This is a genomic window from Cupriavidus sp. IK-TO18 (genome assembly GCF_015549295.1).
GTDB classification, from domain to species: Bacteria; Pseudomonadota; Gammaproteobacteria; order Burkholderiales; family Burkholderiaceae; genus Cupriavidus; species Cupriavidus oxalaticus_A.
Genome location: NZ_JADGMP010000034.1, coordinates 167,235 through 178,141 on the forward strand (window position 1 = coordinate 167,235; position 10,907 = coordinate 178,141).

Here is a 10,907-nt window from a genome sequence, read left to right on the forward strand (position 1 = left end):
GGCGATCGGCCTACAATCCAGGCAGCATATGCACCTTCAGCCTGCCATGACCCTGCCTTCGCCGACTTCCCCCCGTTTCCACTACCGCCTTGCCGCGGTGCATGACTGGGGCGACATCGCTGCCGTCACGCAGCAAGCCTATGGCCAGTATGAGCTGGAAATCATGGAAGACTGCCGGGCCTCGTTCCAGCGCGGCATGCAGGCGGTACTGGCGACCAGCAATCCCGACATGGAATGGTGGGTGGCGGAAACCGATCACGGCATCATGGGTGCCGTGCTGTTCTGCCATCCCGGGGCTACGCTGCCCGCGCTCGACGGCAGCACCATCACGCTGACGCAGCCGGAGGCGCGGCTGCTGTCGGTCAGCCCGCAGGCGCGCGGCCTGGGGCTGGGGCGCACCCTGATGCAGATCTGCATCCAGCGCGCGCGCGATATCGGCTCCCCTACGCTGCTGGTGCGAACCATGCCGGAGATGGACTCGGCCAACCGGCTGGTGCAGCAGATGGGCTTCACCAAGCGCACCGAGGCCGGTGCGCGCTCGGGCGCGATGGCGCGGCTGATCGACTACACCTACGCCATCCCGCCGGACAACGCCCCGGCGGCGGACGCGCCGCGCAGCTAGCAAAGCTCGTCCGCGCCACCCACTGCGCCCGCCACAGGTCGCTCAGTCCTGCGCGCCCGTCACCGAGGCGCGCCAGACCAGCACCGCGGCCTGCGCCACGATGCCTTCCTGCCGTCCTTCGAAGCCCAGCTTTTCGTTGGTCTTTGCCTTGACGTTGCAGCGCCCCGGCGCCAGCCCGAGGTCTTCCGCCAGGTTAGCCACCATCGCGCCGATATGCGGTGCCAGCCTGGGCGCCTGCGCAATCACGGTGGCATCGACATTGCCGATTTCATAGCCCGCCTCGCGCACGCGGCGCGCTGCCTCGCGCAGCAGCACGCGGCTGTCGGCGCCGGCAAATCGCGCGTCGGTATCGGGGAAATGGCGGCCGATATCGCCCAGCGCGGCTGCGCCGAACAGCGCGTCAGTCACCGCGTGCAGCAGCGCGTCGGCATCGGAATGGCCCAGCAGGCCGCGGTCGTGCGGGATCTCCACGCCGCCCAGTATCAGCTTGCGGCCCGGCACCAGCGCGTGGACGTCATAGCCCTGACCCACGCGGATATCGAAAGGCATCATTGCGGTTACGCTCCTTATGCTCCTGTTGCTCCTGGTGCGCCTGTACCCAGCAGCACTTCGGCGAGCGCGAAGTCTTCCGGGTATGTCACCTTGAAATTGCGCAGCGAGCCGTTGACCAGCCGCGGATGCAGCCCCAGCCGTTCGATCGCGCTGGCTTCGTCGGTCACCACCGCGCCGGCCGCCAAGGCATCCTGCAGCGCCTGGCGCAGCACGCCCAGCCGGAACATCTGCGGCGTCTGCGCCTGCCACAGCCCTTCGCGCGGCACGGTGCCGCCAATGCGGGCATCGTCCTGCGCGCGCTTGAGGGTGTCGGGCACCGGCACCGCCAGGATGCCACCGATGGCCGCATCCGGATCGTCGTCGCCGTCGCTTTCGACCGCGCGCACCAGCGCGTGGATCATCGCCGGGGTCAGGCCCGGGCGCGCCGCGTCGTGCACCAGCACCCAGTCGGTATCGGTGGCGCCGAGCTGGGCCAGGTGATGCAGCCCCGCCAGCACCGACGCATGCCGCGTGTCGCCGCCAACGAAGGCGGTGTCGAAGCGCAGCCCGGCGAACGCAGCGGCGCCGAAGCGCGATTCCAGCGGCATGTCATCGGGCGCCAGCACCAGCGCGGTGGCGTTGATCGCGTCGCACGCCGAGAACGCCGCCAGCGCGTACCAGATCATCGGCCGGCCGGCCACGGTCTGGTATTGCTTGGGAACGGCGCCGCCGGCGCGGCTGCCGGTACCGGCACAGGGAATCAGGGCAAAGCGGCGAGCGGACACGGCTGGGGCAGGAAGTGGATGGCGAAGTGAAGCTGCAAGGGACTGGGCTAGCGCAGGCGCCGTGGCGCCAGCGGGACAACCGGGTCGCATTCTATAATACGGCCCTTGCCCGTCGCCATGGCGCATGCGTGCCTGGCGGCGTGGGCGGGTGCCGCCACGTGCCCGCAGCATTCTGTCCGACCCCCGCCCGCGCTGCCGGCGGGGTGTCGTCGTTTTGAACGCCCCGTTGCCGACATGCCTGACGCTCCGCCCTCCCTGCCCTTCGTCAACCTGCCGCTGGTCAAGCCCGGCCTGCGCCACACCGTGGCCGGCCTGCGTGGCTCGGCCGATGCCCTGGCCCTTGCCGCCTACGCGCGGCAGCACCGCGCGCGCGCGCCGATGCTGGCAGTGGTGTGCGCCAATGCCGTCGACGCCCAGCGCCTGGCCGAGGAAATCCCCTGGTTCGCGCCCGAGCTGCGCGTGCGCCTGCTGCCCGACTGGGAAACGCTGCCCTACGACAGCTTCTCGCCGCACCAGGACCTGGTCTCCGAACGCCTGGCCACGCTGCACGACATCCAGGGCGGGCAATGCGACGTGATGCTGGTGCCGGCCAGCACCGCGCTGTACCGGCTCGCGCCACCGTCCTTCCTGGCCGCCTACACCTTCTTCTTCAAGCAGGGCGAGCGCCTGGACGAGGCCGCGCTGAAGGCGCAGTTCACGCTGGCCGGCTACGAGCACGTCAGCGCCGTGATGCGCCCGGGCGAATACAGCGTGCGCGGCGGCCTGATCGACCTGTACCCGATGGGATCTGCGCTGCCGTACCGGATCGACCTGTTCGGCGACGAGATCGAGACTATCCGCGCGTTTGACCCGGACACGCAGCGCAGCCTTTACCCGGTCAAGGAAGTGCGCCTGCTGCCGGGCCGCGAATTCCCCCTCGACGAAGCCGCGCGCACCGCGTTCCGCGGCCGCTGGCGCGAAGTCTTCGAGGGTGACCCGACCAAGTCGCCGATCTACAAGGACATCGGCAACGGCGTGCCGTCGGCGGGCATCGAGTACTACCTGCCGCTGTTTTTCGAAGAGAGCGCGACGCTGTTCGACTACCTGCCCGCGGATACCCAACTGGCCTTCGCGGGCAACATCGACGAAGCGATCCGCCGCTTCTGGGCCGACACCACGCAGCGCTACAACTTCATGCGGCACGACCGCGAGCGTCCGCTGCTGCCGCCGGCCGACCTGTTCCTGTCCGAGGAGCAGTTTTTCGTCGGCGCCAAGCCGATGGCGCGGCTGGTGCTGCAGACGGAGCCAGGCGCGGACCAGGTGCCGTTCTCGGCGATCCTGCCGGATGTCTCCGTCAACCGGCGCGCGGAAGATCCGCTGGTCAACCTGGAATCGCTGCTGCTCGACACGCCGACCCGCGTGCTGATGTGCGCCGATTCCGCCGGCCGGCGCGAGACGCTGCTGCAGCTGTTCGCCGAAAGCGGCCTGCGCCCGCATCCGGTGGACGACTTTGCCGCATTCCTCGCCGGCGAGGCGCATTTCTCGATCGCGGTGGCACCCTTGCAGAGCGGCTTCGCGTTGCCGCAAGGTCAGCTCGCCTTCGTCACCGAAGCCGAGCTATATGCCGGCACCGCGCGCCGCGCCGGCCGCCGCAAGCAGGAGCAGGCCACCGCCGTCGACTCGATGGTGCGCGACCTGGCCGAACTGAAGATCGGCGATCCGGTGGTGCACAGCGAGCACGGTATCGGCCGCTACCACGGCCTGGTGTCCCTCGACATGGGCCAGGGCGACGAGGAATTCCTGCACCTCGAATACGACAAAAGCAGCAAGCTGTATGTGCCGGTGCACCAGCTCCACGTGATCTCGCGCTACTCCGGCGCCGATCCGGACACTGCGCCGCTGCACCACCTGGGCTCGGGCCAGTGGGACAAGGCCAAGCGCCGCGCTGCGCAGCAGATCCGCGATACCGCTGCCGAATTGCTCAACCTCTACGCACGCCGCGCCGCTCGCGAGGGCTTCGCCTTCCCGCTGTCGCCAAAGGACTACGAGACCTTTGCCGAAAGCTTCGGCTTCGAGGAAACGCCGGACCAGGCCGCCGCCATCGCCGCAGTGATCGCCGACATGACCTCGGGCAAGCCGATGGACCGGCTGGTCTGCGGCGACGTCGGCTTCGGCAAGACCGAGGTCGCGCTGCGTGCGGCCTTTGTCGCGGTGCTGGGCGGCAAGCAGGTGGCGATGCTCGCGCCGACCACGCTGCTGGCCGAGCAGCACTTCCAGACGCTGTCCGACCGCTTCGCGGAATGGCCGGTGCGCATCGTCGAACTGTCGCGCTTCAAGACCAAGAAGGAGATCGACGCGGCCATCAGGCAGATCAACGAGGGCAGCGTCGATATCGTCATCGGCACGCACAAGATCCTGTCCGACCAGGTCAGGTTCCAGCGGCTGGGCCTGGTCATCATCGACGAGGAACACCGCTTCGGCGTGCGCCAGAAGGAAGCGCTGAAGACGCTGCGCGCCGAGGTCGACATCCTGACGCTGACCGCCACGCCGATCCCGCGCACGCTGGGCATGGCACTGGAAGGCCTGCGCGATTTTTCGGTAATCGCGACCGCGCCGCAGAAGCGGCTGGCGATCAAGACCTTCGTGCGCCGCGAGGAAGACGGCGTGATCCGCGAGGCCATCCTGCGCGAACTCAAGCGCGGCGGCCAGATCTACTTCCTGCACAACGAGGTCGAGACCATCGAGAACAAGCGCGCGAAGCTCGCCGAGCTGGTGCCCGAGGCGCGCATCGCGGTGGCGCACGGCCAGATGCACGAGCGCGAGCTGGAGCGCGTGATGCGCGACTTTGTCTCGCGCCGCGACAACATCCTGCTGTGCACCACCATCATCGAGACCGGCATCGACGTGCCGACCGCCAACACCATCCTGATCCACCGCGCCGACAAGTTCGGGCTGGCGCAGCTGCACCAGCTGCGCGGCCGCGTCGGGCGTTCGCACCACCAGGCCTATGCCTACCTGCTGGTGCATGATGTCGACGGCCTGACCAAGCAGGCGCAGCGCCGGCTCGAGGCGATCCAGCAGATGGAGGAACTGGGCTCGGGCTTCTACCTGGCCATGCACGACCTGGAAATCCGCGGCGCCGGCGAGGTGCTCGGCGACAAGCAGTCGGGCGAGATCCACGAGATCGGCTTCCAGCTCTACACCGACATGCTCAACCACGCGGTCAAGGCGCTGAAGGCCGGCAAGGAGCCGGACCTGATGGCACCGCTGGCGGCGACCACCGAGATCAACCTCGGCACGCCGGCGCTGCTGCCCAACGACTACTGCGGCGATGTGCATGAACGCCTGTCGCTGTACAAGCGCCTGGCCAATTGCGAAACCGCCGAGCGTGTCGACGATATCCAGGAAGAACTGATCGACCGCTTCGGCCGCCTGCCGGCGCAGGCGCAGGCGCTGGTGGAAACGCACCGGCTGCGCATCGCCGCGGCGCCGCTGGGCGTGCGCAAGATCGATGCGGGCGAGGCCACCTTCAGCGTGCAGTTCGTGCCCAACCCGCCGATCGATGCCATGCGCATCATCGACCTGGTACAGAAGAACCGGCATATCAAGCTGGCCGGGCAGGACAAGCTGCGCATCGAGGCCAAGATGCCGGACGTGACGGTACGCGCGCAGACGATCAAGCACACGCTGCGGCAACTGTCGTAAACCTGCGGGGCGGCGTCATGCGCCGATTGCATGGACTCGGTACACGACCGGGTGTAGCATCGGACTCCTGATCGGTTAGTGATAGCGCCCCATGCCAGCCCAAGCCGCCGCCCCCAGCCAGACCGTCAATGACCACGCCGCGCGAGGCAGCGCGCTCGAATGGACCCAGCGGCTGGTCGCCTACGACACCACCAGCCGCCACTCCAACCTCGGCCTGATCGAGACCGTGCGCGACCACTTCCTGGCCAAGGGCCTGAAGCCGCATCTGAGCTACAACCCGCAGCAGGACAAGGCCAATCTCTTTGTCACGGTGCCCGCGGCCGATGGCGGCACCAACGGCGGCATCGTGCTGTCGGGCCACACCGACGTGGTGCCGGTGGACGGCCAGGACTGGACCACCGATCCGTTCAAGCCGGTGATCCGCGACGGCAAGCTCTATGGCCGCGGCACCTGCGACATGAAGGGCTTCATCGGCACCAGCCTGTCGCTGCTGCCGGCCATCCTCGGCGCGAAGCTGCGCGAGCCGGTCCACTACGCCTTCTCCTTCGATGAAGAGATCGGCTGCATGGGCGCGCCCTACCTGCTGGCCGAATTGCGCGACCGCGGCGTGACGCCCGGCGGGTGCATCGTGGGCGAGCCGACCAGCATGCGCGTGATCGTCGCGCACAAGGGCATCAATGCCTACCGCTGCTGCGTGCGGGGCCAGGCCGCGCACTCGTCGCTGACGCCGCGCGGCGTCAATGCGATCGAATACGCGGCGCGGCTGATCTGCTTCATCCGCGATATCGCCGATGAATTCAAGGCCAACGGCCCTTACGACCAGGCCTTCGACGTGCCTTATACCACCGCGCAGACCGGCACCATCCAGGGCGGGATCGCGCTCAACACCATCCCGGCGCTGTGCGAGTTCGTATTCGAGTTCCGCAATTTGCCCGGGGTGGATCCGGAAGCGATCTACGCGCGGATCCATGCCTACGCCAACGACGTGCTGCTGCCGAAGATGCGCGCCGAGCATGCCGATGCCGACCTGACGCTCAGCAAGATTGCCGCCGCGCCGTCGCTGGATGTTGCCGAGCAGGCCGCGATCACGCAGCTGGTGCGCGCGCTGACGGCCGATCGCGAGACCAACAAGGTTGCCTATGGCACCGAGGCCGGGCTGTTCCAGCGCGCGGGCATTCCGGCGGTGGTGTGCGGGCCTGGCGATATCCAGCAGGCGCACAAGCCGGATGAGTTTGTCGCGCTGGAGCAGCTGGCGGCGTGCGAAGCGTTCCTGCATAAGGTGGTGGATAGCCTGCGCATGGCCTGACCAACTATGTCTGGCGTGACACCAGGCTCAGGATGTGACCAGGGCGCCCTTCAACCACTCGCCCGAGTTCTATGTGGACGAGCCGGCGCTGATCAACGGCGTGCGCGCGCTGTCCAACCTGACGGTGGACTACATGCTGATGGCGCGGCGCTGAGCATCCGGGCAGTGCTCAGCCAGCCGGCCAGGGCGGCTACAATAGCGGTTTTTCCGCGTTGCCGCCCTGCCTGCCCGCCATGCTGCGCGCGCCCGATCCTCACCTGCCATGCCCCTGATCCTCCAGAGCACCGCCCCGCTTTCCGCCGCCGACCTCGACACCGCCCGCACCCTCGCCCGCGCCTCCGCGCTGGTGCCGCGCAGCGACACCGTGGCTGCCGCCGAGGACTGCGCGCCGCTGACGCCGGCGCTGCGCGATGCGCTGGATGATTTCTGCGGTCCGCGCGCGATCGACTGGGCCGTGGTCCCGGCCGGACGCAGGCTGTCGGATTTCCGGCTGGTGGCGATGGACATGGACTCGACGCTGATCACGATCGAGTGCATCGACGAGATCGCCGACTTCTGCGGCCTCAAGGCCGAGGTCTCCGCCATCACCGAAGCCGCGATGCGTGGCGAGATCACCGACTTCAACGAAAGCCTGCGGCGCCGCGTGGCGCTGCTAAAGGGCCTGGACGCCAGCGTGCTCGACCGCGTCTACGCCGAGCGCCTGCGCCTGTCGTCGGGTGCCGAGCGCATGCTGCAGGCCGTGCAGGCGCTGGGCATCAAGACGCTGCTGGTGTCCGGAGGCTTCGTCCACTTCACCGACCAGCTCAAGCCGCGCCTGAAGCTGGACTTCACCCGCGCCAACACGCTGGAAATCGTCGACGGCAAGCTGACCGGCAGCGTGGTCGGCGAGATCGTCAATGCCGACGTCAAGGCCCGTACCGTGCGGGAAGTCTGCGCACAGATCGGCGCCACGCCGGACCAGGCCATCGTCATGGGCGACGGTTCCAATGACCTCAAGATGATGGCCGTAGCCGGGCTCTCGGTGGCCTTCCGCGCCAAGCCGGTGGTGCGCGCGCAGGCCAGCGTGGCGTTCAACCATGTCGGGCTGGACGGGCTGCTGGCACTGTTCCCCCACTGAAGTCACGCAAGGGGGCGGCAGCGCCGCTTCCGTGGCGTCGATTCCGTGGCGTGGATTCCATGGCGTCGGGTCCGTTGCGCCGCTGGGTGGCGGTTGTGCCACCTTTCGACGCCCCTTCTCCAACACTCCGGGCATCCCGGTCAGCGGAATCTACTGCGGCACTGGCCGCGCTGGCCGTGCCGCTGTCCAACGCCATCCTGACCGGCGACCACCTGCTGCGCAGCATCCCCAGCGGGCACTGGATCATCGCCGGCTTCGATATCGGCGCCATCGCGCTGGCGGCAGGCTTCGTCGCCCTCGCCCGCGCCACCCGGCGGCGTGCGCGCAGCGGACCGGCCGAGTCGGTGTGGGCGCTGCCGCGTGCCGCCGCCGCGGCCACGGACACGGCCGCCGCCGGCGCCAAGCCGATGTCCGGCGCCGACGCCCGCTGAGCGCCGGCGGTTGAACGGGGCTCGGCTACACTACATGAGCCCCCAACCAACAGACCCGACCGCCATGGAACCGACCTTCCACCAGTTTTCCGAACTGTTCGCGCAACTCGGCCTGGCTTCCGATGAGGCCAGCATCCGCAGCTTCATCGGCCAGCACGCGCCGCTGCCAGACGATGTGGAGCTGGCAGAGGCGCCGTTCTGGACGCCGGCGCAGTCAGCGCTGCTGCACGACGAGCTTCTCGACGACGCCGACTGGGCCGAGGTGGTCGACCAGCTCAACCTGGCTCTGCGCAAGCCTGCCTGAAGCGGGCGCGGGGCGCCTGCGCGCCCCGCCTAAGCCTTACATCCCTTACGCCGCGCCCAACTGCGCCTCCATCGCCTGGCGCAGGTCGGCGATCAGGTCGCGCGTGTCTTCCAGGCCGATATAGAGCCGCACCAGTTCACCGGTGTCCTGCCAGCCGGCCGGCGGCCAGGTGCCTGCCGGACGCATGTTCTGGACGTGGTAAGGCACTGCCAGGCTGTGCGCGCCGCCCCACGACCAGCCGATCGCGAACAACTGCAGCGCCTCGACAAAGGCATCGACCTGCTGGCGCGAGTAGCGCGCGCGCAGGATGATGGCGAACAGGCCGGTAGCGCCGGTGAAGTCGCGCCGCCAGTTGGCGTGGCCCGGGCAGTCAGGCAGCGCGGGATGCAGCACACGCGCGACCTCGGGCCGCTGGCGCAGCCATTCGGCGACTTCGCGCGCGCCGCGGTCGTGCGCCGCCAGCCGCACCGGCAGGCTCGGCAGCCCGCGCAGCACCAGGTGGCAGTCATCGGCGGACACGCCCCAGCCCATCAGCATGCGGGTGCGCCGCAGGCGGTCGTGCAGCGCATCGTCACAGGTCATGACCGCGCCCATCAGCACATCGCTGCCGCCGGACTGGTATTTGGTCAGCGCCTGCACCGAGATATCGATGCCTTTCTCGAACGGGCGGAAGTAGACGCCGCCCGACCAGGTGTTGTCGATCGCGGTCAGCACGCCATGCGCCCGCGCGGCGGCGACGATGGCATCGGTGTCCGCCACTTCCATCGTCACCGAACCCGGCGACTCCATCCAGATCAGGCGCGTCTCGGGCCGGATCATCGCGGCCATGCCGGCAGCGTCCATCGGATCGTAGTAGCGCACCGACACGCCATAGTCGCGCGCCAGCCATTCGCCATGGTCGCGGTTGGGGCCGTAGACGTTGTGCGGCATCAGCACGTCGTCGCCGCTCTTGAGCAGCGCGAAGTAGACCAGCGAAATCGCCGCCAGCCCGGAAGGCAGCAGCAAGGTATGGCGCGCCCCTTCGATCAGTGCCAGGTGCTGGCACAGCGCCTCGCTGGTCGGGGTGGCGTGCAGGCCGTAGCGCCAGTAGGTGGTGGCACCGTCACCTTGCGCACGCAGTTCGGCCAGGTTGCGGAACACCACGGTCGAGCCACGGTGGGTGGCGGGCGAGAATGAGGCAAAGCCGGAGGCGATGTCCAGCTCGGGCTGGACCGCGACGGTCTGCAGGTAATGGGGGCGGGATGCGGGCTTGTCGGACGGCGAATCGGACACGGCGGATTCCTTGCTGGCTGCTGGCCGGCGCTGGCACGATGCCAAGCAGGCATCACGCTGTCCGGCCAGGAATGAGACTCGGTGAGCCTTCGAGCTTACCAGCAAATGCCGGCCGCGCCACCGGGAACGACGGCGGTTCGCATTTCAGGGGAAGATGCGTGCGCTTACCAGCCCGAGATCGACGACTTGGGCGGCGGCGGGGCGTAGGTGACGCCGCTGTTGGGCGTCATGTCGAAAGGCGGGATGACCAGCACGCCCAGCGGGCGGATAAAGAACGGCAGCACGATGGCGGGATTGAAGGCATCGGTCCAGGTGCCGCGCACGGCGCCGCTGGCGTCGATGTTGCCCTCCCAGTTGCCGGTTACGCGCGTACCATCGTCCGACTCTTCCATCAGGAAAGCGCCGTTTTCCCATTCGCCGGCAAGCAGGCGCACACCGGCGCCGCGGCCGCTGTATTCGCCGCGCACGCTGTCGCGCTCGTCGGGCTTGGGGCCGAGCCGCAGTCGCACGGGCTGGTCGCCGACCTTGCCGACATAGACCGGCAGCGAGGAATACTCGGGGCGCGGCGCCAGCGGCCTGGGCGCGCCGGTCGACAGTGCCGTGCCACGTTTGGCCTCGCCATCGCGGATGGCCTGGTTGATGCCCAGGCTTTCACCGCCAACCGATGCCGCCCCAACCGGGCCGGTCGACAACTCGGTCGCCGGTGTCGCCTGCGCCGTGCCCGCCAGGACGAGCACGGCAGCCAGCGCCGGGACAGACAATTTCAGCAGCACACGGCGCAAGTCGAACCTCAGATGCGTTCGAAGATCGCGGCAATGCCCTGCCCGCCGCCGATGCACATCGTCACCAGCGCGT

General features: G+C 68.6%; 9 protein-coding genes and 2 pseudogenes. 7 read left to right on the top strand and 4 right to left on the bottom strand.

The window, feature by feature from the left end:
- Nucleotides 1-46: 46 nt before the first annotated feature.
- A complete protein-coding gene (locus tag IPF36_RS26970) occupies nt 47-622 on the top strand; it encodes a GNAT family N-acetyltransferase (RefSeq protein ID WP_133096854.1) in 576 nt (191 codons plus the stop codon).
- Nucleotides 623-664: 42 nt separating this feature from the next.
- On the opposite strand, the gene ispF is transcribed toward IPF36_RS26970, so the two are convergent.
- Complete coding sequence (gene ispF, locus IPF36_RS26975; protein WP_133096853.1) at nt 665-1,174, bottom strand: 2-C-methyl-D-erythritol 2,4-cyclodiphosphate synthase; 510 nt, start codon at nt 1,172-1,174, stop codon at nt 665-667.
- 14 nt (nt 1,175-1,188) lie between these two features.
- A complete protein-coding gene (gene ispD, locus IPF36_RS26980) occupies nt 1,189-1,938 on the bottom strand; it encodes a 2-C-methyl-D-erythritol 4-phosphate cytidylyltransferase (protein WP_133096852.1) in 750 nt (249 codons plus the stop codon).
- 234 nt (nt 1,939-2,172) lie between these two features.
- On the opposite strand from ispD, the gene mfd reads away from it, so the two are divergent.
- The 6 genes and pseudogenes from mfd (at nt 2,173) to IPF36_RS27010 (ending at nt 8,780) form a co-directional block, all read left to right on the top strand.
- Nucleotides 2,173-5,622, top strand: coding sequence for a transcription-repair coupling factor (gene mfd / locus IPF36_RS26985; protein WP_195431421.1), 3,450 nt, complete (start codon nt 2,173-2,175; stop codon nt 5,620-5,622).
- A gap of 91 nt (nt 5,623-5,713) precedes the next feature.
- The gene (gene argE, locus IPF36_RS26990; RefSeq protein ID WP_195431423.1) at nt 5,714-6,928 is read left to right on the top strand and encodes an acetylornithine deacetylase; all 1,215 of its coding nucleotides are present in this window, start codon (nt 5,714-5,716) and stop codon (nt 6,926-6,928) included.
- A gap of 12 nt (nt 6,929-6,940) precedes the next feature.
- A pseudogene (locus IPF36_RS26995) lies at nt 6,941-7,082 on the top strand (amidohydrolase); the annotation flags it as partial.
- Between the two features lie 108 nt (nt 7,083-7,190).
- Entirely contained in the window at nt 7,191-8,045 is an 855-nt protein-coding gene (serB, locus tag IPF36_RS27000) for a phosphoserine phosphatase SerB (protein ID WP_195431424.1), read from the top strand.
- 155 nt (nt 8,046-8,200) lie between these two features.
- A pseudogene (locus tag IPF36_RS27005) lies at nt 8,201-8,476 on the top strand (PepSY domain-containing protein); the annotation flags it as partial.
- A gap of 64 nt (nt 8,477-8,540) precedes the next feature.
- Nucleotides 8,541-8,780, top strand: coding sequence for a DUF2789 domain-containing protein (locus IPF36_RS27010; protein WP_029049291.1), 240 nt, complete (start codon nt 8,541-8,543; stop codon nt 8,778-8,780).
- A gap of 45 nt (nt 8,781-8,825) precedes the next feature.
- Here IPF36_RS27010 and IPF36_RS27015 read toward each other — a convergent pair whose 3' ends face one another.
- Nucleotides 8,826-10,052, bottom strand: a complete 1,227-nt coding sequence (locus IPF36_RS27015; protein WP_135705034.1) for a cystathionine beta-lyase — start codon at nt 10,050-10,052, stop codon at nt 8,826-8,828.
- Nucleotides 10,053-10,216: 164 nt separating this feature from the next.
- A complete protein-coding gene (locus tag IPF36_RS27020) occupies nt 10,217-10,834 on the bottom strand; it encodes a hypothetical protein (protein WP_195431425.1) in 618 nt (205 codons plus the stop codon).
- Between the last annotated feature and the right edge of the window lie 73 nt (nt 10,835-10,907).